Below are 22,124 nucleotides of genomic sequence, written 5' to 3' on the forward strand. Positions count from 1 at the left end.
AGACCGTGGACGAGATCGCCGCCCGGCTGGGCGCCTCCGCCACGCTGGAGGACCGCTCGTTCCGGCTGCTCGCCTACGGCGCTCAGCACGGCGACATCGACACGGTCCGCCAGGAGTCGATCCTGCGCAGGCGGGCCAGCGGCGAGGTGCGCGACTACTTCGAACGCTACGGCATCGCCCGCGCCGGCGGCCCCGTGCGGATCCCGGCCGACGCCGCGCTCGGGGTCCTCGCCCGGGTGTGCTGGCCGCTGCGGCACGGTGAGGTCACCTACGGCTACCTGTGGCTGCTCGACTCCGGCGCGCTCACCGACGAACGCCTGGCCGCGGTCGCGCCGCTCGTGGCGAGGGCCGCCGCCGCGCTCGCCCAGGAGGCCAGGAGCCGCAGCGACCTCGGGCGGGGACTGCTCGCGCTGTTCTCGGCCGACCCGGAGGAGCGCGCGGGGGCCGCCATCGAGGCGGCCGGCCCGATCACCGGCCCGGTCACGGCCATCGCGGTACGCGAGTCGCAGGAGCGGGTCGCCGCCCTGTGGACGCTGCCGCGCGGGGTGCTGGCCCGCCCCGGCTCGCCGGTCGCCCTGCTCGCTCCCGCGCACCTGGCGGGGGAGGTGGCGCAGACGGTGCGGAGCGCGTACGGCACCGCCGCCGGCGTCGGCGCGCCCCGTACGGACCTGGCCGACGCCTGGCTGAGCTGGCGCGAGGCCCGCCAGGCGCTGCGCATCGCCGAGCACTTCCCCCGGTACGCCCCCGTCGCCCGCTGGGAGGACCTGGGCGTGCACCGCCTGCTGGCCCGGCTCGGCCTGCCGGACCTGCGCGAGCTGGCGGCCGAGGTCGCGGCGCTGGACGACGAGCTGGCCCAGACCGTGGAGGTCTACCTCGACCAGGGCGGCCACGCCCAGAAGGCCGCCGCCGAGCTGGGCATCCACCGCCAGACCCTCTACTACCGGCTGGGCAAGGCCGAGCGCCTGGCGGGCCGCGACCTGTCGGACGGTGACGACCGCCTGGCCGTCCACCTGGGGCTCAAGGCCGCGCGCCTGTGCCGCCAGGAGGGCCGCCCGTAGCCTCCTGGGCAAGCGAACGGCTCCGGCAGGGAAGCCCTGCCGGAGCCGGAGAGACGTTCGTCAGGCGCAGGCGGCCTCGTACACCCGGACGAGCTCCTGGCTGACCCGCTCCCAGGAGTAGCGCGAGCGCGCCCGGTCGGCGCCCGCGTAGCCGAGCGCGGTGCGCAGCGTCGGGTCCTGGAGCAGCTCGCGGGCCAGCCGCGCGGTGCGGGCGGGGCGGTCCGGCGGCACCAGCAGGCCGGTCACGCCGTCGATGACGGAGTCGAGGTGCGCGCCGACGGCGGAGGCGATGACCGGCACGCCGCAGGCCATGGCCTCCAGCGCGACGATCCCGCTCGCGGCCTCGCGCGGCACCGACACCACGGCGTCCGCGCTGCGCATGAGCTTCGGCACGGCCGCGCGCTTGACCTGGCCCAGCAGCGTCACGCGGTCGGCCACGCCGAGCTGCTCGGCCAGCACGCGCAGGCGGCGGGCGTCGCGGTCGGCGTCCAGGTCCTCGGGCTCGGGGCCGCCGGCGATGACCAGCTCGACGTCCTGCAGGCCCTGCAGCGCCCGCACGATGGTGTGCGCGCCGCGGTCGGGGGTGAGCGGGCCGACGTGCACCAGCCGCTTGTGCGAGCCGCGCGTGGCGACCGGCCCGCGCCGCTGGAAACGCTCGGTGTCGACGCCCGGGGGGACGATCGCGATGTTGTTGCGCGGCACGCCGAGCCGGATCAGCGCGGACTCCTCGTCGCCCGAGCCGGCGATGACGGCGCGGGCGCGGCGGCCGAGCGCGCGCTCGACGTCCTTGTGCGCGGTGTCCACGGTGTGGAACGTCTGCGTCACCGGCACCGACAGCCCCTGCGCGCCGGCCACGGCGGCCAGGCCCCAGGTCCAGGAGTGGGCGTGGATCACGTCGGGACGGTCGTGGTTCCACCGCTTGGAGAGGTGGTCGCCGAGGTCGTTCAGGTAGGGCAGCACGTCGTCGGCGGGCAGGTCCCTGGCCGGGCCCACGTCCAGCTGCTCCAGCGTGACACCCGGGGCCACCCTCGTCTTGGGCTTGCCTTCGGTGTTGTCACGGCGGGAGTAGATGGTGACGTGGTGCTCGCGGCCCAGCTCGCGGGCGACGGCGAGAAGGCGGTGGCGCTGGCTGCCTCCGGCGGAAGCGACGATCGCGATATTCATGGCACACCTCAGCAACGAGAAAAGCGTCAGAAGGTGTGCCTGCGTCTTAGGCACGGAAAGGCTGTGCCCTAGAGAATACCCAGCTTTGCCGCGATCGCAAACCCCCACAACTCAGACACCCCGCAGCGCGAACACCACGATCTCGTCCCAAACCTGGCCACCGGAGAACAGGTTGCGATCCTCCTCGACCGCCTTCACCACCGCGCTGGGCTCCTGACCTGCGCATCTGGCCAGCACGTCGGCCAGGCGCTCCTCGCCGTACGGCTCGCCCCGGTCGTTCCTGGAGGAGATCAGGCCCTCCGAATAGAGCACCAGCGTCTCCCCGGGAGCCACCGTCAGCGTCTCCACGCTCGTCTCCGCCTCGGGCGAGATGCCCAGCGGCACGCCGCCGCCGGCCGCGTAACGCACGCCGCCGTCGGGCTGCAGCAGCACCGCGGGATGGTGCCCCGCCGACGACATCCGCAGCGTGCGCCCCTTGACGAACCCGGCCACGGCCATCACGAACATGCCCGTGCCCTGCGCCACCAGCGCCTCGTTGACCTTGCGCATCACCAGGTCGGGATCGGACTCCCAGGCGCTCAGCACCCGCAGGCCGCCGCGCACCATGGCGCTGACCGAGGCCGCTTCCTCGCCCTTGCCCGCCGCGCCGCCCAGCGCGAAGCCCCAGCCCTTCGAGACCGGGAACACGTCGTAGAACTCCGCGCCCACCGACGAGCCCGGGTGGTAGACGGCCGCCGCCTCGTAACCGGGCACGTCGGGCAGGTTGCGCGGCGCGACGCTCGCCGACAGCGCGTCCGCCGCCCGCGAACGGCTCTGGTAGCTGCTCTGGGCGCGTACCGCGAGGCCGAGCTGGAGCCCGACCTCCTGCAGCACCGCGAGATCCGCCAGCGTGAACGGCGACCGGTCGTGCCCGCGCACCAGCGTCAGCGCGCCGTCGCCGTTGCCGATCGGCACGCACACCAGCGAGCCCGCGCCCATCGCCGTCAGCAGCGGCCCCTCGGCGGAGAAGCCCAGCAGCGTCTCGTCGTCCACCATCTCCTGGACCACGCCCGTGCGCCGCTCCAGCACCTGCAGCACCACCTGGCTGCCCATCGGGTCGCTCGCCTCGACCTGGCGTACCAGCCCGGCCACCGGCAGGTTCTTCGGCCCCATCACGGCCGAGCGGCGCGCCAGCCCGTCGCGTACGAGGTCGGCGATCACCCAGTCGGCCCACTCGGCCGCCAGCAGGCGGGTGGCCCGCGCCACCGCCACCGGGCGCAGCAGCGCCTGCTCGTCCAGCAGCAGCTTGCCCATCTTGACCAGCAGGTCCTGCCGCTTGGCCGCGGCGATGAGCAGCGCGCCGTCGGACTGCTCGGGCCGCCGCGCGCCAGGCTCGGGGAGCTGCACCTCCGTCGGCAGCGCCACGGCCGCCACCATCTGCTGCGGCTCGCCCGGCATCGTCAGCCTGGTCAGCGCCACCTGCACGGTGTGGGTGCGCCCCTGGTGCGCCAGCCGGGTCTCGAAGGCCGACGGCTGCCCGGTCTGCAGCACCGACGTCAGGTGCGAGCGGAACGCCGCCCGCCGCGACACGTCCACCAGCAGCGGGAACGAGCGGCCCACCAGGTAGCCGTCCGGGCTGCCCAGCATCCGCGAGGTCTCGGGGTTGATCCGCCTGACCACGCCGCCGCCGTCGAGCACGATCACCGGCACGGGGAACGCGCGGAACACCTGCCGCAGCAGCTTCAGCTCGCGCTGCGCGCCGTCCTTCCTGCCCGCCGTGCGTTTGGGGGCCTTGCGCAGCTGCTCGCGCGCCTCGGCCAGCAGCTCGACGGCGGTGTCGAGCTCGGCGAGGGTCGCGTCGAGTGTGGGCGCCAGGTCGTTGGGGTAGGCGGTCCTCGCCTCACGCAGTGACGTGACGCGCCCGGCCAGCGCGTCCAGCGCATGTTCGAGGTCCGGCATGGTCATCCTCTGACGCTACGCTACTCGGGATATTGGTTGCCATATGGGGTAGAGGCTTATCGCTATGGAATCGACCGCCCTGATCACCCCCGGTCTCGCCCGTGACCTCGCCGCACTCGGCCGGCTCGGCGAGGACACCTCGATGGAGAGCGTACTGAGGGGTCTCACCACGGCGCTGGCGGCCGGGGTGCCGGGCTGCGCGGGCGCCTCCGCCGAGCACTGGCGCGACCAGCGGGTGCTCGTCTCCGGCTCGCACAGCGAGCTGATCATGCTCGTCGAGGGCGAACGCGAGGTCGGCGAGGGACCGTCCGTGGAGGCCAGGAAGAGCGGCGCCCGCGCGTCCGTCGCCGACGTGCTCACCGACGGCCGCTGGCCCCGCTACGACGCCCTCGCCACCCGCTGGGGCATCCGCTCGGCGCTGGCCGTGCCCATCGACGTGGCCCAGGCCCAGCTCGTCGTCGGCCTCTACTCCGTACGGCCGGGCGCGTTCTCGCCGCAGGGCGCCCACTCCCTCACCGACATGCTGACCGAGCAGCTCGGCGTCGCCATGGCCAACATGTGGGACTTCGAGGAGGTGCGCACCGACGCCGCGCAGCTCCAGGAGGCGCTCGCCGGTCGCGCGCTCATCGACCAGGCCAAGGGCATCATCATGCAGACCAGCGGGTGCTCCGCCGAGGACGCCTTCGAGGAGCTGCGCAGGATCTCGCAGCACCACCAGGTCAAGGTGGCCGACCTCGCCAGGCTCCTCGTGGAGGAGCACCAGCGCAAGTCGCGCCGCTGACCCGCCGCCCCGCCCTCCGATCAACCGAGGGCGGCGAGGGCGTCGTCGAGCGTGTCGTAGAGCGGCAGGCGCTGCGCCAGGCCCGTGATCCACATCACCTTCGACTTGGAGTACTCCACGCCGACCAGCGCGAACCTGGACCCGGAGGCCAGGCTCGTCTGCCAGTGGTGCACGATCAGGCCGAGGGCGCGTGAGTCCATGAACGTCACGCCGGCGAGATCGAGGATCACGTCGGCACCCGCCATCGACAGGTAATCGGCGAACTGCTCGCGCGTGGTCGCGTCGAGCACGCCGTCGACGCGGATCACACTGATCCCGTCGACGGTAGACGACGTCAGGCTCAGGGCCGCCGCGGTCCCTTCGCCGTTCTCCGGCATTGTCACGCAGCAACCCTACTGTCACCGCGGGAGGGAGGAATACTTCCGGCGCCAGGGGGGACACTGGAGCCGAAGTCCAGCAGAGGGCTTTCGTCTCGAGAGTAGAGCGAGGTGTGCCTCTGCATGGGCTTTTTCACATTGCTCCCGCGGAGGCCGCCCTGCATCCATATGAGGAGCAGCGATGGCTGTGCAGGAATACGTCCTCGAGGAGATGACCGCCGAAGAACTCCTGGCCGAGATGTCCCGGGAGGACACCCCCGCAAGCCTCAGGGAGCGGCTGCGCGAGCGCATCGTCGAGATGCACCGGCCGCTCGCCATGGAGATCGCACGGCGCTACCGCTACCGGGGCGAGCCGTTGGAGGATCTCCTCCAGGCCGCGTATGTTGGCCTGATGAAGGCCGTCAACGGCTTCGACGCGAGCCTCGGACACGCGTTCAGGGGCTACGCCGTCGTCACGATGACAGGGGAGGTCAAGCGTCATTTCCGCGACCGCACCTGGGCCATCCGGGTGCCGCGCCTGTACCAGGAGCGCCGCTCCGAGCTCAACAGGCTCGTCGCCGACCTCAGCCAGGACCTCGGCCGGTCGCCGACCGTCGCCGAGCTCGCCGCGAAGATGAACATCACCGAGGAGGACGTCCTGCTCACGCTCGACGCCTCCGCCGCCTACAGCACGCTCTCGCTCGACGCGCCGCTCGGCACCGACGACGACGCCGCCTCGCTCGGCGACGTCATCCCGGAGGACGACGACACGCTGAGCACGATGGTCGACAGGGAAGCGGTCAAACCACTCATCGACGCGCTCCCGTCGCGCGAGAAACACATTCTGCTGCTACGGTTCTTCGGCAACATGACGCAGGCGGAGATAGCCGCTGAGTTCGGGATCTCCCAGATGCACGTCTCGCGCATTCTCAGGAAAGTGCTGGACCAGCTGCGTACCGAGCTGGTGGGTTGAGAAGAGAGTCGCCGGGTGAACGAGGACGTCGAGCCTCAGTCGGGCCACGCGGGCCCGCCACCCGGCGCGCCCGTGAAACGGCTCCGGTTCCGGCTGCCGGACCTGCCACAGGTCCGGCAGTTCGCTGAGGACGGAGCCCGCGACGCCGGCATGCCCGAGGAATCCATCGGCGACTTCGTGATCGCCGTCAACGAGGTCGCCACCAACGCCGTCACCCACGGCGCCGACCAGGCCACCATGCGCACCTGGGTCGCGAGCGGCGAGCTGGTCGTCGAGGTGCACGACGAAGGCACCTGGAAGCCGGGGCCGATGCCCGGCGCCGTGGGCGGCATGGGGCTGTGGGTCGCCCGGCTGCTGTCGTCCGACCTGACGCTGCGCGTCGGTGACGGCGGCAGCACCGTGATCATGCGCTTCCCCGGTAAGTGACCGCCGCGGGGGCGCACGTGGAACGGCCCCCCGCCTCTGGATCACACGGAGGGCCGTTCGGTCTCGGGGTGGGGCCGGCGGGTCAGCGCCGGGCGCGGCCCCGCCAGTTGCTGTAACCGCTGCGGATGCCGGCCGTGCCGACGCCCGCCTGGTGCAGGGCCAGCAGGCACAGGCCCAGCAGCGCGAAGGTCATGCCGGAGAACCCGCCGGGGATCTTCGCGCCGACCAGGTCGAGCAGGAAGCCCAGGCCGAAGATGATCGCTGCGACTATCGCGAGCATGTCATCTCACCTCATCCCTGATGGTGTTCGGGTTGTGGGAGCCGTACGTGGACGTGTGCGCGCCGATCGTCCCTGCTGCCGTCTGCGGTGTCGTGCTGGGCGTCGCGTTCGTCGTCGGGGTCGAGGAGAGCGCCAGGAGACGCTCCAGGACGCTCCTGTACTCGCGCAGCGCCTGCCGGAGCTGCTCGGTGTCCGGGGTCCCGGCGTCCTTCCAGCGCTCGCGCAGGGCGGACGTACGGCTGTTGAGGCTGGCGGTCACCGACTCCACGACCTCGCTCAGCAGGCCGTCGGCGCGCTGCACGGCGTCGCCGGGGTCGTCCACGAACGCGGCCTGCAGGTCGCGCCAGCGGGACTGCACCTCGGCCGGGTCCTGGTCGAACAGGGCCACCTCGGCGGGGGCGGCGTGCGCCGGGGTCTCGGCCGGGACGGCCCCCGTGGTGGTGCCGGGGTGCGGGGGAGGGGACGGCATCGTGGTCTGCTCGCTGCGGGCGAACTCGTCGTCGCCGTCGTCCAGGAGGTCGTCGTCCAGGCGGTCCTTGCCCAGGGGGTCCTTGTCCAGGGGGTCCTTGTCCAGGGGGTCGCGCGTCTCCGCCGAGTGGACCCTCTCGTCCTCGCGGGCCTCGCGCCGATCGGGGTCGTCGAAGCCGTCGGCGTGATCGGGATCGAGGTGATCGGGCCCTGTGCGATCGAGGCCGGTGCGGTCGACGCCCGTCTGATCGGGGCCGGTCTGATCGGGGTGGTCGTCCAGGACGTCCCGCCCGGTCCCGGTCCCGGCCACCCGCACGTCCCGGGTCTCGGCCTTGGTCTCGTCCTCGTGCCCGCGCTCGTACGCGTCGCGAGTCCGTACGTCGTCGTCCCGCTCGTCGGGACGCTTGGCCGGAACCTTCAGCTCATCGCTGCCGCTGCTCATGTCTCCCTCACCGTCCTCGGGTGGTTTCCTGGAGCAGCTCCTCGAACAGCGCGCGGTAGTGCACCATGGCCTGGCGGAGCTCCTCGGTGGAGGCTTCCTTCCTGGCCGCGCGCCCGCTGATCTCGTGAGCCGTCCGGTAGTGGTCCAGGGTGGACGCGTGCCGTACCGACAGGTCGGACAGGCGCTGCTCGAAGTCCTCAGTGGGGTAGCCCCGCTCGGCCATGACGGACGTGACCAGCTGGTCGGCCTCCGTCACCGCGAACATCGGGGCGTCCACGAAGCGCTCCTGCACCTCGGTCCACCGGTTCGCGTACGAGTCGCGGGTCTCCGGGGGGAGGGGGCGGATGTCGAGCTCCTTGAGCCGCTCCTCGCGGGCCCGCAGCTCCTCCTCGGCCTCGCGCCGGTTGTCGCTCTCGGCTACCACGCGTTCGTACTCGGGGCCGAAACGCTCACGGAGATGACTGCTGCGCTTCTGCCGCTGACCGACGAAATATGCCACAGCGGCGAGTGCCACCACCGCGACCACGACGACGGCCACCCACGCAAAGGTGGTCATGATCTTCGCCTCCGGTCTCTCAACTTGAGACCAGCGACTTCCCTCGAATGGGTAGGTAAAACTCGCCCAACCCCACTAAAAGGGCCGGATCGGCCTTGCCCGGCGCCGATCCTCCCGCCCGTGATCGGCCCTTTCGCGGCCTCCGGCTACCGCCTCTCACCCAGCGCCTGGAGCGCCTCCTCCAGCACCACTGCCACGTGCGATCCGCCCGCCGCCACAGGAACCTCGCTGAACCCCTCGGCGGCGTCGTACCGGACGTCCAGCCCGGCGTCCACCAGCCGTTGCGCCCACCGCAGCGCCGTGTTCAGCCGCTCGGCCGCCGGCGGCCTCCCCTGCGCCGCCGCCGACAGATTGCGCAGATTGGTCGCCGGCCCCGACTGGGCATGGGCCCGCGCCAGCTTCCACGGCAGGGCGCGGCTGTGGTCCATCATCGGCTTGGCCAGCCCCGCGGCCCGCTTGGCCTGCAGCACCCCCGACTCGCTGACCCCGAAGTGCCCCGCCAGCTCCTGCACGCTCATGCCCTGGGCGACCAGCCGTGCCAGCTCCTCCCGATCGATGGTCGGCTTCCGCCCCACCTGCCACCTCCACTACCGCTTCACGTGTGCGCGTGTACCTCCGATGTGCGCTAAGGTTATGACGTCCCGCCCCGCAGGGGGCGGCCGACAAACCGGGACGTAGCGCAGCTTGGTAGCGCACTTGACTGGGGGTCAAGGGGTCGCAGGTTCAAATCCTGTCGTCCCGACCAGATTTTTTGCTGGTCGAGCAGGGTGTCACTCTCTAGGGTGGCACCCTTTCGCATTGGTGAGTGACTGCCGGGCGAAGAGGGTGTCCATCGCCGCAGCTCCTTGCAGGAGTACCGGGCGGATCTGCTTACGGTAGACGGCTTCGGTGACCGCTGTTCCGCTGTGGCCGACGAGCCGGGCGATGTCTTCCAGGGGGACGCCGGGGTCGGAGAGCAGCGAGACGAAGCTGTGGCGCATCTCGCGGGGCGTCCAGTAGTACGCGGGCATCCCGGCGTCCTTGACGATCTTGCGGAACGCGCGTCGGACGTTGTGGCGTCGAGCGGTGTGCCGACGAGCGAGGCGAAGACGAGGCCATGATCCTTCCACTTCTCGCCTGCCTCCTTCATGTCTTTCCGCTGCTGCTCCCGGTGAGCCATGAGCGCTTCCACGCATCGCTTGGGCAGCGCCAGGGAACGCCGTGAGCGCTTGGTCTTGGCGTCGCCTCCTTCGCGTACCGAACGCCATACGGCGATCCAGCGCATCGATGTGCTGCAAGACCACTACAAGCCTGGCCAGGCGCTACCAGGTGAGGCGTTCCTCGCCAACGAGTACGCCACCTCGCGCCCCACCACTCGGAAGGCCATCGCCCAGCTCGTTGGCGAAGGACTCCTCACCGTCGCGCACGGAAGGGGCACCTTCGTCCGCCCGACCCCCGACCGCCGGCTCATCCTCCTGGGCGCCGCAGAACGCGAAGATCTTCTCAGCCCGGCCTACGACCCTTCGCGCCAGGGCTGGGAACACGTCACCGTTCCCAGCGACGCAGAGCGTGCCGACTCGCGGCTTGGCCCCAATATGCCGATCTTCATGAGCATCGAAGGCTCAACGGCCGCCATCCTAATAGGAGTTCACGCTCAAGATGCTGCCGCGCCGCTTCCGGTGCTCGGGCCTGGCGGCCCTGCGCTTCGGGTCGGCTTGCCACAGGATACGCGGGTTGCTGTGGTCTGCTGTGCAGCAGGGAAGTACTACAGCAACGCCGCCTCACGCAGCCTGAGCCGCCTCACGCAGCCTGATCGTCCCGTACGGCGTCACACGGTTGAGCTGCAGCGCTGGCCCTCCACCACAGTCTTCCGCTTCACTCGTAATCAAGGGCTCATCAGCGCCCGTGTTGATTCCTTGGAAGCCAGTCGGCGTGAGCAGCCTTGAGCCGATCGCGTTCGTCAGCGTTGGCCATGATGACGTCGGCACCGCCGTCGTAGGGATGGTAGGCGCGGCGTAAGTCGGTGTCCATGATGATGACCCCGTTGCATAGGTCGTCGGCGACCGCTCGTAACAGGGGGTCCACGATGCCTGGTTCCCACTGTTGCCGGCCGACGTGCACATGCATGGTGCAGCCGGGGTCGAGGTCGTCGTTCTCTCGCACCCTGGTCCATGGACGCGAGCCGGGGTTGAGCGCGTGCGCGTCGAAGGGCGCTGGGTCGGTGAATCCTTCGTCCATGACGTAGGTAACTGTGGTGACGTACACCTCCTGGCCGGCGAACATATCGGTCAGGACGGTGTTGTAGCGGTGGAGCAGCGTCGAATACTCGGCCTCTGTCTCCGCGTAGCGCTTGGAGTTCGGCAAGCTGTGGAAGCGCACCCAACAGTCGGGGTCAGAACGCAGCTCATGTCCAATGGGTGGACAGTCCGGCCAGTGGGATCGCCACAGGGCCGACAGTTCGGGTAAGGCTGGATCTGGTAGTTCGTGCGCGGTCATGCGTCCAGGGTAGGCGCGTCAGGCGTGTCTCACGATCTTGCTAACGCGGCTGCTGACAACGGTCTTGGATGATCACGGACGCTCGTGGGCTGGCCACCCGTCACAGCGGTGTACGAGCTGGGCCAGCAGAAGATTATGGACACCTGTGGACGCCGTTCTCACTTGTAATGAAGTTTCGGCTGAGGCCGTGACGATCGCTGACTTCGGCACTCGCCATCCGGGCTGGGGGCGATCGGCTGCCGCGGACCGACTTCGTCGGTCCTTGCCATCGGGCGCCTGTGGGATCCGTGACGGCAACGCTGACAGCAACGTCCCCACACACAGACTCACTTCGACTACCGTCCATCACCCTCTGACCACGGTCTCCGCTACCCGACCAGGGCGAATGGTCAGCTTGAAGAGCGGACGGTCCTATGACGCCTGCACTGCCAAGCGGACACAGGTGGGGCAGGCCCGAGCTGCCCCTCGTGAGAATGGCAACGACCATCCGCAGATTGGCAGCGGAAGTGCTGGCTTGCCACAGAGGCTCGTTCTGCTGTCACTATGTACGGCATGCTGAACGGCGTCTCGTTCCAGGCCGGATAGTCCCAGCCGGTAGCCGTCTTCTACGTTCACCGGTCTGGCGTCCACCGTGTACACCAGTAGGTCATCCCATTGGACGGGCCAGCGTCGTGCTCCGCCGAGCAGTCCGTTCGGCTCGCCGTCGAGTTTCACGAGTGCCAGCGTGCCGTTACGTAGGATGCTCACCACCGTGCCACGTCGCCCAAGGAGCCATGATGCGAACGCTCGTGTCCTGGCTGGGCTATGGAGCATATCCACGATCTTGACTCGGCTGCCGATGGTGCTCCCAGCCGTCGTCATGGCGCGCTCTCTTCCACGGGGGAGGCGCTGGCGGCGTGCCCCACGTCGCCGATCGCCTGGGCGAGTGGGTGCTTGGCGCCTAGATCGGCGTACCGGAAGGCGATGCGGTGGGCAGCTCGTTCAGGTTCGATCGCCGGGTGCCAGGCGTAGATGGCGCGCTTGCGTTCGGGGTCCCAGCCGGTACGCCACCAGAACCGGTCGCCATCGCACCAGACCACCAGCCCTACCCAGACCGACACCAGGGCGAGATCGTATCCCGCATGGATGTCTGCCTGTATCCCGTGCTCTCTCTGGAGGGTCTGGCGTAGGAGATCTGCGGACAGGGCGGCTTGCGTTTTCTTGCCGTTCCTGGGCACGGCGATAATCTGATCCTGCATCGTTGACGCCCCAAGCTCTCGATGCTTCGGACCCCCGTCTGCGGGTGGTGTTGCAGCACCGTTCGTCCCGTAGGTGGGGGTCTACTGAAGAGCCCCGCTTTAGGGGGGCTAAAGTCGAGAGTAGAGCTCCGGCCAGGCCCTCGCAATAGGGGGTCTAAAGTGCGCCGAATGTCGGTCCCTGAGGAGGCAACGCCCGGATGGACTTGAAGACGCTGAGAGAGGTCGCGCAGGTCAACGATCCCGTGGAACGAGCCCGTGTGCTCAGCCGACTCATGACCGAGGAGCAGGGGTTGGTCGCCGAGGCTGCCAAGATGCGCCGACAGGCCATCGCAGAGGCGCGGGAGTCCGGGATGAGCCTGGAGGAGATCGCTGGGCGACTTGGGGTCTCGCCTGGACGCATCTCGCAGATGAGGAAGGGGCCGGCCGCTCGTGCGCCCGAAGGCCCTGCCTCGCCGGCCCCGCGGGTGCTGGTGCAGCGGGCGTTGCCGACCGAACCCGCGGTCAGGGGGTCCAAGTCCCTGTTCCTGGCGGAAGCGGAACGGCAAGGGCTCAAAGCTGATCGCCGAATGCTCTACGTCGGGCTCGAACCCGCCAGCGATCATGTCGCGGCCTGTCTGCGGGTCGAACCCGGTATGGACATCGTGGCGCGGCGCAAGATGATGACCGCGAACGACATACCCGTACGCATCGCGACCAGCTACTTCCGCGCGGACCTGTTCGGCGACACGAGAATCGCCGAGCCGGAGTTCGTGAAGCCGTCGCTTCAGTCCGCGCTGACCGCGCTCGGTTACTCGTTCGGTCACGCGGAGGAGAACCTGACCGCTCGGCCGCCGACTACCTTCGAACGCGAGACGCTGGAACTGGAGCCCGGTGAGTGGATCGTTCAGGTGCTCCGCGCGAGCTATTCCACCGAGGACACGCCCATCCACGTTCTTGAGACGATCTGCGCCGCGAACCGGCACATCTTCTCCATCGGCCAGGTCTCCGGCTACGACGAATTCTGAGTGACGAACTGAGTGACAATCGCGCCGGACGACCTTGGACGATGAAGGACCGGCAAGGACTATATCCCCAGGTTGGGGCGGGTATCGGCCGCGATCCCGTCCCCACATGATGTGCCTGGGGGTCAAGGGGGCGCAGGTTCAAATCCTGTCGTCCCGACTTGTGAGGAATCGCAGGTCGGAGGCCGTTTTCGAGAAATCGGGAACGGCCTTTTCGCGTATTCCTACGGCCAATCTGGGACCAGACTAGGACAGATCGACGCGCCTGGCTCTTCTCGTGGAGCAGGTCCAGGTCGGTGAGCACCTCGATGAGCCTCGAGAGCGTGATCACGAAGTGGCGTCACGGGCCAGTGGCGTCAGGTCGTAGGAGAGCGAGGCGAACCGTGGGCGTCCGATCAGGGCCAGGTAGAGCAGGTCATGAGCGGCGGGTGCGCCGGCGGCGGCCTCCAGGGACGCTTCCCTGACGCTGCGCACCGGGCGGCAGAACAGGCCCTGTACGGCCGCAGCCGTGCAGGCGTGCTGCGCCAGCGCTCCGGCGGCCCGCAGGAGAGCGGGGTAGGCCGGGGGTCCCTCCTCCCGCACCGCGCGCCCGACGTCGGCGGTGATGAGAACGGCCAGGTTCATGCCGCCTACGTGGATCTGCTCGGGCGGGTAGGTGAAGGCGGCCTGGACCGCCGCCATCGCGGCGCCCGGTTGTCGCATTTCCATGGAGGACGGCGGGTGGCGGTCGTCGCACCTTCGCGGCTCCGAGGGAGACAGCGCGTACCAGCCGTCCGGCAAGCCGGTCACGTTCCTGAGCGCCAGCCGTACTCTCAGGCGCGAGGTCGCGGCAGGTGAGCCCGGCGGCGGATCCGTGAGCGCCTCGGCGACCGCCCGGGCAGCTGACTCCGGCAAGGGCCTGGGGTCGGCCGACACGCCGCGCGGCCCCAGACCGGCGCTGCGCCAGGAGGGTAAGGGCGGCAAGGGGACGGCGGCCGAGGCGCCGGGGGTGATCGTGAGGCCCGCGGGATCCGGGACGAGGGTGAGCCCATAGCCGGGCGCACGTTCGGCCAGGGCTCCCATGAGGTGCCCGGCTTCCAGCTCGGCCAGGGCCTCGGCGAGCGAGCCGTAGCCGGCGGGCAGCCGGTCCGGACGGCGCCGCAGATCCAGCCTGACCCTCCGGGCGGGGCGCGGCGAGCCGGGACCGGCCAGGGTGCGCCGGACCAGGTCGACGCGCCAGGCACTGATGCCGATCCGCAGCCAGGGCTCGATCAGGTAGGCGGCGCGCGGCGAGGGGTAGGCGCGGTGGTCGTTGAAGGGGTTGTGCGGCTCCCAGCGGGCCGGGGTGAGCACGTCCGTCAGGAGCCTGGCCAGGGCGGCGCCGAAGTCACCCCAGGCCGCGAGCGAGCTCAGCGGGGTGCCTGGAACGGCGGGCGGCTCGGGCCGTACCGGGCCCTCGGAGTGCGGGCCCTTGCCCGGCCCGTGCTCGTGGACGGTGGCCAGGACGGCGGCGATGCTGTCGGCCGACGGGGCAGGGGAGTCCGTCATGAGAGGCTCCGTCACGGGAATGGGTGGGGTGGCAGGCGGTCGGGTCCACTTGTGGGGCGGCGGCCCAGGAGGGCGGGGACGCTCCAGAGCCGGTCCAGGCCGCGCAGGCGCCGGTTGGCGTGGCCGAAGGTCATCGGCAGCGTGCCCGGCACGATCACCTTCGCCGCACGCAGGCCCAGACGGTCGCGGATGACGGGGTGGCTCTGGTCCACGGCGACGAGCTCCAGGCCGAGCCCACGCAGATGGCCGACGTAGTGGTCGAGAACCGCCCACAGGTCGCCGCCGGGTGGAGCGGGGGCGGGCACCGGTTCCGGAGCGTCCTCCAGGAGGAACGCGTACTTCCCTGCCGCCTCCGGCAGGCCGTACACGGCGACGTGGTCCTCCATGGTGCGGATCCGGTCCGGGTCGTCGAGCAGGCGCAGCAGCCGCTCCCTCGTGTAGTCGCCCGGCGCCCGCCTGGCCCGGTCGGCGGCGGATTCGACGTCCACGGCGATCTCCGCGGCGGCCGAGACCATCGCGGCCACGGGATCGGGATGCGCTCCTGCGGCGAAGAAGGCCGCGGGCTGCCTGCCGTCCCTCCGCCGGGCCATCGCCAGGGCGACGGGGACGCCGAGATCGTTCGTGGCGTCGAGGAATTCCAGGACGTAGCCACGGTGGTCGAGGCGATCGACCAGGTGGGGCAGCAGGAGATGATCGTCCGGTACGGCGAGACGGGGCAGCGGGGTGCCCGCGTACCAGGCCATCAGGAACGCGTCGCGCTCCGCGACCTCGAAGAAGCCGTGCAGCACCGCCTCGGCCAGGCTGTTGCCCAGCCCGCAGCCGCTGGAGGTCTCAGCCACGAACCTGGCCGCGTCGCTTCGTGGCAGCCCCCAGTAGGCGACGTGCTCGGGGACGAGAAGGGGCGTGGAGCGGGTGAAGGACCAGCCTTGCGCCCAGGTGGTCGGCACGTCGGGGGTGTAGGGGACCAGGGTGCGGTGGGGGTCGGTCCGGTACCGGTCGGGCTCGTGCAGGCCCAGCGTGGCGGGATCGACCGCGCGGTCCGGGCCCAGGTCGGCGAAGGCCGCCCACACCGCACCGCCTGCGCCACCCGCCCGCGCCACCCTGCCCGCGCCACCCGCGCCACCCGTGCCGGCCGCGCCGGCCGGGCCGCGGTGCGGGCGCATGCCGCTGAGTCGCTCGACCGCCTCGAACAGGGCCACCCGCTCCGACTGTGCGAAGTCCCCCGTCCGGCCGAACCCGGCCACCTGCCCGTCCGGGTCACCGGCCAGCATCGCGGCCACCGTGGGCAGGGCCAGGGAGCCACTGCGTCTGAGACCTGCCACTGGGCCGTAACGCGAGTCGATGAGCGTGTCGTGCAGGCGTGAGCCCTCGGTCCTCGGGTTGTGGGTCCGCAAGGTGCCCGCGACGGCCGGCAGCGGTGCTCGGGCAGCGGATTCTGCGGTGAACCCGGACGACGTCTGTGCGACGGCCGTCGCAGCTGGGGGCGATGGCTGGACGATGGGCTCCTCCGCCGGCCGCGGTGCGCATGCCGGGCATCCCTCGGTGCGGGGCATGACGGTGTGGCGGGTCATGGAGCCGTGGTCGGTCCGCAGGGCGTAGACGACGTCCGCGTGCTGCCCGGCGTCGGCGAGCATCGTGGCCGCCAGCTCCAGCAGAGCGGGCTGGAAGGCGGGCGACGCCACACCTCGCAGGGTGAGCCGCGGGTCGCCCACCGGGACGGCGGTCCCGAACGCGGCCAGCCGCTGGGTCTCGGCGCAGGCCAGGCAGACGCCGCCTCGGGGGCCCTGGACCGGGCCGATCAGGACCAGTGCGCCCTCGTGGCAGATCGGCAGTAACGGATGCCGTCTGCTCTTGGCGCGGGCGGCGAGCTCCTCCAGCTCGGCCAGGCGGTACCGGGTCAGGAAGAGCGCCTCGGCGTCCGTGTCGCGTAGCTCTGCCGCGCAGGAGCGGATCTTCATCGGGCGCGTCCGAGGACGAGCGGCCGCGCCGCGCGGGCAGGGGGTATCCGGACCGCGACCAGACCCGAAACCGCCCGCAGTCCGCCGGCCCCGGCTTCGTCCGCTACGAGTGCAGCCGGCCTGAGCGCGGTGGCCTCAGCTCCACACATCTCATGCTCGCCGGCCAGGGCAGCGAGGGCCTGCTGAAGGCGGGCCTCGCCTTCGCGGGAGCCAGACGGCCAAGCATGGTCCCGGTACCCCCAGGGAAGCGACTGGGGCGAGGGCTGCCATGCCGGGGTCGCGCCGCAGAGCGGTGGACCTTCGGCGATCGACCGGCCCGCTCGGCGCGCCTGCTCCCTCGCCGTCGCCGCGAGCAGGGCGAAGGCCGCCGCCTCGCCTGCTTCGGCTTCCACCGCCCAGCCGAGGACGCACCCGCGTGCACGCACCTGGGCGTGCACCACGCCGGCCGCGAGCCGTACCACTTTGATGCTCGCCGGTACGGCCAGGCGTAGGGTCAGCGCTTTCCACCAGCGGCGCGCCGCGGGATCGTCGGCCCACTCCGTCTCCTCCACGAGCTCCACGGCCTTCACCGGCTCCAGCCGGTCGCGATGGGTGGCCAGGCGCAGGGCCAGGCCGCGGGCGTGCAGGTGATCCACGCCGACGGCCACGTCGGAGGGCCGGGCGACCGCGGACAGGGCGGCGTGCAGGCGGGCGGCGTCCAGCGTGGTGCCGTAGCCCACCACCTCGCCACAGGCGGCCAGGTTGACGGGGAGCTGGGGCAGATCCTGCGCCTGTGGGGCGGGCACCAGGCCCAGCTCAGGATCGGCGAGGACGTCGAGTGCCGCCACGGCCTCCTCCCAGGAGAGCGCCTCGCGGGGTGGTTCGGCCTCGGGCCAGGGGTGATAGGCCATCCTGAGCGGGTCGAGGCGGGCGACCAGGACCGCGTGGTGCGGTGCGGGGGTCTCGCGCCCTTCCCGGGAGGGGTCGGGCAGCCCGGCCGCCGCGCACAGCAACCGGTGCACCGCAGCCCCGGCCACCAGTGCGCAAAGGACCTCGGGCGGCTCCGCGGTGGGCCCGTCCGACAGGCGGGGGGCCGCGTCGGCGGATGCCTCATCCGCCGAGGTCTCGGTTGACCCGCCCGACAGGCGGTGGGCCACGGCGGCGGCCAGCGCTGCCGCCGTGGCGGCGGAGCCCGGGGGTACGGCGTAGCCGACCTCTCCCAGGCACCCGGCCACCACGGCGAGCCGGTCCGACGCCTCCAGCGTCAGCGTGGAGGCCGGCCCCGGTACGCGGCGGTAGCGCATCCCCGCTGCGGCCAGGGCGCGCTCGGCGGCGGCGGCCGGCGCCCCCGCGCCGCAGACCGTGAACACCGTCCCGGCGAGCCGGTGCCACGCGGCGGCGGGATCGGCCGCCGAGGACTCGAGCCAGGCGGCCACCGCGATCGGCGGCAGGTCGGGGCCCGGTTCTCCCCACCCCTGCGGCACGGCCACGAGCATGTCGTGCTCGCGCAGCTGGCCGATGATCAGCTCGACGGCGCGGGCGACCGGTTCCGGGGCGCCGGGCGGGGCGGCCAGCTCGGAGGCGGGTACGCCGCCCGCCAGGGCCGCGGCGAGCTGCTCCCACAGCCGCCACAGCCCGGCCCCGCCCTTGACGGTGAAGCTCGACGTCCACCCGCGTACGTGCACCCCGTCGGCGGTGGGGGCGGCGTGGACGACCGGGCGCAGCCGGAGCACCTCCGTCATCGCGCCACCGACCCGAGGGGCGCCCCGAGCTGTTCGCGCCAGCTGGTGCCCGTCACCTGCTGGACCGCGCGGGCCATCATCGAGGCGGCCAGGTACCGCTCCATGGGGGTGACGTCGCAGACGGCCAGCAGCTGGTAGAGCATGTTCGTGCCGAACCGGTAGACGGTGAAGCTGCGGCCGAGCGGAGGCCGGGTGAAGTCCACCGAGCGCAGCGCCCGGTGGTATTCACTGACCTCGCGCGGGGCGCCCGGGTCCCAGCGCCGGGCGGTGCGCGGATCGTCGAGCAGGGCGGCGCGTGCGGCGTAGCCGGGTCCGAGCTCCATCACCAGGACGCCGTCGTCGTAGGCCTGCCCGGCCTCGGCGCGGGCCGCCGCGCTCCAGGCCCGCCAGGCCGACACGGCGGCGGAGGGCCGGTGTCCTTCGGCGATGCGTGCCACGAGGTCGACGGTCGCCTCGCGGTTGCGTTCCCAGGCGGTGTCGAGACCACGCCGGACCCGCCCGTCCGGGTCGTGCCAGGTGAGGAAATCCTCCACGTGCGACAGGAAGGAGTGGTAGCCGTGCTGCAGGCCGTGCGGGTACTCGTCGGCGTGCACGGTCATCGCGGTGATCGCCAGGGCGATTCGGCCGGGCGCGCTGTCGCCGTCCGACGCGAGCTGGTCCAGGGCGGTACGGCACGGCGGCATGCCCCGTTCGAGCACGCGCGAGCGCAGCCGTACCAGCTCGGCCGAGCCCAGCAGCCCGGCCGCCGAGGCGTGGTCGGCGGGGGTGGTGGTGACGGTGTTGTCGGGAAAAATGGGCTCGTACGGCCCGGCGACCAGCTCCAGGCGCCCGGCCTCGCGCGAGTGGGCGAGTAGTTCGGCGGAGGTCTGCCGGTGGGTCGAGGGGTGGCGGCTCAGGTGGCCGCGCAACCGGTCGGCGACCAGCTCCGCGGCAGCGGCCAGCTCCGCCAGGACGGCCGCTCCGGGCGCGGAGACCGGGTTCGCGGCGCTCATCGTGTCTGGGCCGAGTCGGAGGCGGACGCGCACGTGGGGGCCGTGGAGCCAGTGGCGCTCGACGTGCCCGCGCACGCCCGCCGCGACCGCCTCCTCCAGCGCGGGGAAGACGGCCTGCCTGAGCAGCCCCGCCTTGACCGGCTCGTAGTAATAGCAGACGACGTCCAACTCGCTCATGAGGCTCTCCAGCAGGATTCGACGATGAGCTCGGTCACCGGTTCGTCCACGGTCCCCGGTACGGGCAGGGCCTCCACCAGGGCGATGTCCTCGGGGTACCGCTCCAGGTGGGCGGGCAGGCAGCGCAGGTGCAGCGCGTTGCCCAGATCGACGTACTGCGGCTTGGCCGCCCGCAGCTTGCGCAGGAACCCGGCCAGCGAGTCCACGGCCGTGGACGCCTCGGCGAACAGGTGCTCGGGCAGCCCGTGGCGGGCCCGGAGACGGGCGGCGGCGACGGCGGGATGCTCGCTCCTGAAGGCTTCGCGCAGCGCGGTGGCCGCGTCGTCGGCGAACTTCCACTTGCGGCGCTGCAGCACGATCCCGTCGTGGGTCAGCCGCCCCAGCTCCGTCACCCCGCCCGTCTCGCGCCTGCCCACGAGGCCGGACAGTGCCGGATGCCCGCACACCAGGTCCGCGGTGAGGGGCGCGGTGCGGTCCGGCAGCGAGTAGGGCACGAGGAAGCCGAGGTAGAGCACGCTCAGGGGGCGTCCGGTGGCGCGGTCGACGACCCGGACGAGCTCGGTGTCCTCGTCGTGGAGGAGGTCGAGCTCCTCGGGCGGGAGGTCGGCCCAGCGCGGGTCCTCGCCCACCTCGCGGGCGGTGACCATGGGGTGCAGGTTGGCGTTGAAGCCCAGCACCGGGCGGTATTGCACCGTGTCGGGGCCCAGGACGCGGTGCAGCCATTCCGTCACGGCCGCCGTGGCCGAGGGGTCGAGCTGGGGCAGGAAGCGGCTGGTGAACCTGGCGAACCCGGCGTAGACGTGGTTGACCGCGAGCCCGCCGCCGGGGACGGGCTGGACGAAGTAGGAGTAGGAGACCGGCCGGGCGTGCACCCAGGCGGGCAGCAGGTCCGCGGCGGCGTCGACGGCTTCCCTGGGGATCTCGCGGTCGAGCGAGTGCGGGTCGCCGGCGGCGGAGATCAGCTCGCGCACCTGCTCGCGGGCGGCCTCGATGCCGGGGTCGCGCCGCCTGTTGCCGAGCACCTGGCTCCAGACCTGCGACATCAGCTCCGTGCAGGCGGACAGGGGCACGCGGGCGCCGCTGCCGTACAGGTCGACGAACCGCTCGGTGACCAGGCGGCGGACGAACAGGTGGTGGTCGAAGAGCATGGTCAGCGGGGTGAGCCGGGCCAGCGCGGGAAGGTCGGCGCGGCCGTGCCCGGCGCCCAGGGCCAGGGGGCGGGGGAGGGTGACGTCCTCCATGAGAACCGGCACCCCGGCCAGGTCGGCGCCCACGAGCTCGCCCGTCTCCCGCCAGTCGTCGGCCAGCGCGGCGAGCGCGGCCGGGCGGGCGGCGGCGGGCAGGCTGGAGAAGGCCGCGGTGCGCTCTCGCAGGCTCGCCAGCCGCCCGGCCAGCGAGTCGCCCGCGACCACGCCGTTAGAAACCACACCGTCTGAAACCACGCCGTCGGCGGTCGGGGCGGTTTCCAGCCAGCGTGCCAGGGAGCCCAGCAGGTCCGGGTCCTGCGGGTCGACCGGCCACACCGGCACGATGAGCCCGACGTCGATCATCTGTCCCACGTACGCGCCCGCCGCCTGCGCGGCCGCCGGGTCGGCGATGTTGCGCGCCAGCAGTTCGGCCAGTTCCCGAGGGGTGCGTTCCCCCTGGCGCAGGTGCCGGAGGAGGAAGGCGATCGGCCCGGTGAGGGCGAGCTCGACCCGTTCCTCCCGGGCCGCGTGCACGTGGGTGGCGTCGGCCTGGGGGATGTCGCGCTGGTACACCACCCGCCCGTCGCGCTCGCGCAGGGCGGGTGCGAGCCGGTGCGGCAGGTTCACGCGTCTGCCCGGGTCCCCGAGGAGGGCGTTCAGCAGCCGGGTGACCAGGACGTGGTTGACCTGCGAGCAGGCGCGCGGCGGGGGGTCGCAGCCAGGGCGCCCGTCCCACCAGCCGAGGCCGACCGAGGTGTACCAGGACAGCGGGCTGGTCTTGGAGGTGGCGCGCAGCGCGTAGCGCAGCACGGTGGGCTCGGCCTGGCGGGCGCGCTTGTCGGGGCGCCCGGCGCACGCGGCCGTACGGTCCACGCCGTACAGCAGGTCGCGCCCGGTGAGGGTGACGGCCTGGCGCAGCGGCTCGGCCGTACAGATGCCGGCCAGGACCTCGCGTTCCGCCGTCAGCGCGTCGCCCCATCCGGCCGCGAGCTCCTGCTCCAGCCGGGCGCGTGCGCGGGCGGCGGCCAGCCACCCGGCCAGTCCGGGCACCCTTTCTGGCAGGTCGCCGAGCCGGGCCACGAGGGACTCGCGCGGCACCCGGCCGTTGTGGACGTCGCGCCGCAGCGGCAGCACCACGGCGCGGTGGAAGTCGAGGGAGTGGCGGGCGGCACTGGCCGCGAGCGCGTCGGACAGGCCGGGCGCGGCCGCCTCCATCCGGCGCAGCAGCCCGGACAGCTCACGCAGGGCCGCACGCCACGGCTCGGCCCGCTGGGGACGTTCGGGGTACGGCAGGGCCGCGCGCCTGACCACCGCGAAGGGCGCCAGTTCGGCGCTCGCCGTACCGCTGCCTGACGGCCTGTCCAATGTGCTGGTCATCACGCATCCTCTGTGGGTGGTCCCCCGGC

Annotated in this window: 21 protein-coding genes and 1 tRNA gene; 7 read left to right on the plus strand and 15 right to left on the minus strand. The window is 71.9% G+C overall.

Going from position 1 to position 22,124, the window contains the following annotated elements; all coding sequences use genetic code 11:
* Positions 1-5 precede the first annotated feature (5 nt).
* The gene (locus tag ABD292_RS04440; protein ID WP_344205419.1) at positions 6-1,058 is read left to right on the plus strand and encodes a PucR family transcriptional regulator; all 1,053 of its coding nucleotides are present in this window, start codon (positions 6-8) and stop codon (positions 1,056-1,058) included.
* 60 nt (positions 1,059-1,118) lie between these two features.
* On the opposite strand, the gene ABD292_RS04445 is transcribed toward ABD292_RS04440, so the two are convergent.
* Together ABD292_RS04445 and ABD292_RS04450 are read right to left on the minus strand one after the other, a co-directional pair.
* Positions 1,119-2,222, minus strand: a complete 1,104-nt coding sequence (locus ABD292_RS04445) for a glycosyltransferase (protein ID WP_344205420.1) — start codon at positions 2,220-2,222, stop codon at positions 1,119-1,121.
* A gap of 111 nt (positions 2,223-2,333) precedes the next feature.
* Positions 2,334-4,166, minus strand: a complete 1,833-nt coding sequence (locus tag ABD292_RS04450) for a SpoIIE family protein phosphatase (protein WP_344205421.1) — start codon at positions 4,164-4,166, stop codon at positions 2,334-2,336.
* 58 nt (positions 4,167-4,224) lie between these two features.
* On the opposite strand from ABD292_RS04450, the gene ABD292_RS04455 reads away from it, so the two are divergent.
* Positions 4,225-4,941, plus strand: a complete 717-nt coding sequence (locus ABD292_RS04455) for an ANTAR domain-containing response regulator (protein WP_329580002.1) — start codon at positions 4,225-4,227, stop codon at positions 4,939-4,941.
* Positions 4,942-4,961: 20 nt separating this feature from the next.
* Here ABD292_RS04455 and ABD292_RS04460 read toward each other — a convergent pair whose 3' ends face one another.
* Positions 4,962-5,318: an STAS domain-containing protein gene (locus ABD292_RS04460; RefSeq protein ID WP_344206430.1), complete on the minus strand. Its 357-nt coding sequence runs from the start codon at positions 5,316-5,318 to the stop codon at positions 4,962-4,964.
* Positions 5,319-5,499: 181 nt separating this feature from the next.
* On the opposite strand from ABD292_RS04460, the gene ABD292_RS04465 reads away from it, so the two are divergent.
* Positions 5,500-6,270 (plus strand): SigB/SigF/SigG family RNA polymerase sigma factor, encoded by a 771-nt coding sequence (locus ABD292_RS04465; protein ID WP_344205423.1) that lies wholly within the window; start codon positions 5,500-5,502, stop codon positions 6,268-6,270.
* Between the two features lie 15 nt (positions 6,271-6,285).
* Entirely contained in the window at positions 6,286-6,696 is a 411-nt protein-coding gene (locus ABD292_RS04470; protein WP_344205424.1) for an ATP-binding protein, read from the plus strand.
* Positions 6,697-6,778: 82 nt separating this feature from the next.
* Here ABD292_RS04470 and ABD292_RS04475 read toward each other — a convergent pair whose 3' ends face one another.
* From ABD292_RS04475 to ABD292_RS04490, 4 genes are all read right to left on the minus strand, one after another.
* Positions 6,779-6,976 carry a hypothetical protein gene (locus ABD292_RS04475; RefSeq protein ID WP_329579995.1) on the minus strand — a complete coding sequence of 66 codons (198 nt, stop codon included), beginning with the start codon at positions 6,974-6,976 and terminating at the stop codon, positions 6,779-6,781.
* Between the two features lies 1 nt (position 6,977).
* Complete coding sequence (locus tag ABD292_RS04480) at positions 6,978-7,886, minus strand: hypothetical protein (protein WP_344205425.1); 909 nt, start codon at positions 7,884-7,886, stop codon at positions 6,978-6,980.
* A 7-nt stretch (positions 7,887-7,893) separates the two neighbouring features.
* A complete protein-coding gene (locus ABD292_RS04485) occupies positions 7,894-8,442 on the minus strand; it encodes a hypothetical protein (RefSeq protein ID WP_329579989.1) in 549 nt (182 codons plus the stop codon).
* A gap of 146 nt (positions 8,443-8,588) precedes the next feature.
* On the minus strand, positions 8,589-9,017 hold the full coding sequence (locus ABD292_RS04490; RefSeq protein WP_344205426.1) for a helix-turn-helix domain-containing protein: 429 nt from the start codon (positions 9,015-9,017) through the stop codon (positions 8,589-8,591).
* Positions 9,018-9,110: 93 nt separating this feature from the next.
* Between ABD292_RS04490 and ABD292_RS04495 the strand changes: the two genes are divergently transcribed.
* Positions 9,111-9,187: transfer RNA gene (locus ABD292_RS04495), tRNA-Pro, on the plus strand.
* Between the two features lie 25 nt (positions 9,188-9,212).
* On the opposite strand, the gene ABD292_RS04500 is transcribed toward ABD292_RS04495, so the two are convergent.
* On the minus strand, positions 9,213-9,689 hold the full coding sequence (locus tag ABD292_RS04500; RefSeq protein ID WP_344205427.1) for a tyrosine-type recombinase/integrase: 477 nt from the start codon (positions 9,687-9,689) through the stop codon (positions 9,213-9,215).
* On the opposite strand from ABD292_RS04500, the gene ABD292_RS04505 reads away from it, so the two are divergent.
* A complete protein-coding gene (locus ABD292_RS04505; protein ID WP_344205428.1) occupies positions 9,600-10,367 on the plus strand; it encodes a GntR family transcriptional regulator in 768 nt (255 codons plus the stop codon). The two genes, ABD292_RS04500 and ABD292_RS04505, sit on opposite strands and share 90 nt — an antisense overlap.
* Here ABD292_RS04505 and ABD292_RS04510 read toward each other — a convergent pair.
* Positions 10,318-10,917 (minus strand): DUF3885 domain-containing protein, encoded by a 600-nt coding sequence (locus tag ABD292_RS04510; RefSeq protein ID WP_344205429.1) that lies wholly within the window; start codon positions 10,915-10,917, stop codon positions 10,318-10,320. The genes ABD292_RS04505 and ABD292_RS04510 overlap by 50 nt on opposite strands.
* A gap of 857 nt (positions 10,918-11,774) precedes the next feature.
* On the minus strand, positions 11,775-12,155 hold the full coding sequence (locus tag ABD292_RS04515; RefSeq protein WP_344205430.1) for a hypothetical protein: 381 nt from the start codon (positions 12,153-12,155) through the stop codon (positions 11,775-11,777).
* A gap of 197 nt (positions 12,156-12,352) precedes the next feature.
* Here ABD292_RS04515 and ABD292_RS04520 point away from each other — a divergent pair, with 197 nt between their 5' ends.
* On the plus strand, positions 12,353-13,159 hold the full coding sequence (locus tag ABD292_RS04520; protein WP_344205431.1) for a UTRA domain-containing protein: 807 nt from the start codon (positions 12,353-12,355) through the stop codon (positions 13,157-13,159).
* Positions 13,160-13,483: 324 nt separating this feature from the next.
* On the opposite strand, the gene ABD292_RS04525 is transcribed toward ABD292_RS04520, so the two are convergent.
* Genes ABD292_RS04525 through ABD292_RS04545 form a run of 5 tightly spaced genes read right to left on the minus strand, consistent with a single transcriptional unit; the run spans position 13,484 to position 22,095 of the window.
* Complete coding sequence (locus ABD292_RS04525; RefSeq protein ID WP_344205432.1) at positions 13,484-14,683, minus strand: hypothetical protein; 1,200 nt, start codon at positions 14,681-14,683, stop codon at positions 13,484-13,486.
* Positions 14,684-14,694: 11 nt separating this feature from the next.
* Positions 14,695-16,641: a TOMM precursor leader peptide-binding protein gene (locus tag ABD292_RS04530; protein ID WP_344205434.1), complete on the minus strand. Its 1,947-nt coding sequence runs from the start codon at positions 16,639-16,641 to the stop codon at positions 14,695-14,697.
* The gene (locus tag ABD292_RS04535; RefSeq protein ID WP_344205435.1) at positions 16,638-18,362 is read right to left on the minus strand and encodes a hypothetical protein; all 1,725 of its coding nucleotides are present in this window, start codon (positions 18,360-18,362) and stop codon (positions 16,638-16,640) included. The genes ABD292_RS04530 and ABD292_RS04535 overlap by 4 nt, the downstream gene beginning before the upstream one ends.
* Positions 18,359-19,531: a lantibiotic dehydratase C-terminal domain-containing protein gene (locus tag ABD292_RS04540; RefSeq protein ID WP_344205437.1), complete on the minus strand. Its 1,173-nt coding sequence runs from the start codon at positions 19,529-19,531 to the stop codon at positions 18,359-18,361. The genes ABD292_RS04535 and ABD292_RS04540 overlap by 4 nt, the downstream gene beginning before the upstream one ends.
* On the minus strand, positions 19,528-22,095 hold the full coding sequence (locus ABD292_RS04545; RefSeq protein WP_344205438.1) for a lantibiotic dehydratase: 2,568 nt from the start codon (positions 22,093-22,095) through the stop codon (positions 19,528-19,530). Before ABD292_RS04545 ends, ABD292_RS04540 begins: the two co-directional genes overlap by 4 nt.
* Positions 22,096-22,124 lie beyond the last annotated feature (29 nt).

The organism is Nonomuraea bangladeshensis, assembly GCF_039529455.1.
GTDB lineage: Bacteria > Actinomycetota > Actinomycetes > Streptosporangiales > Streptosporangiaceae > Nonomuraea > Nonomuraea bangladeshensis.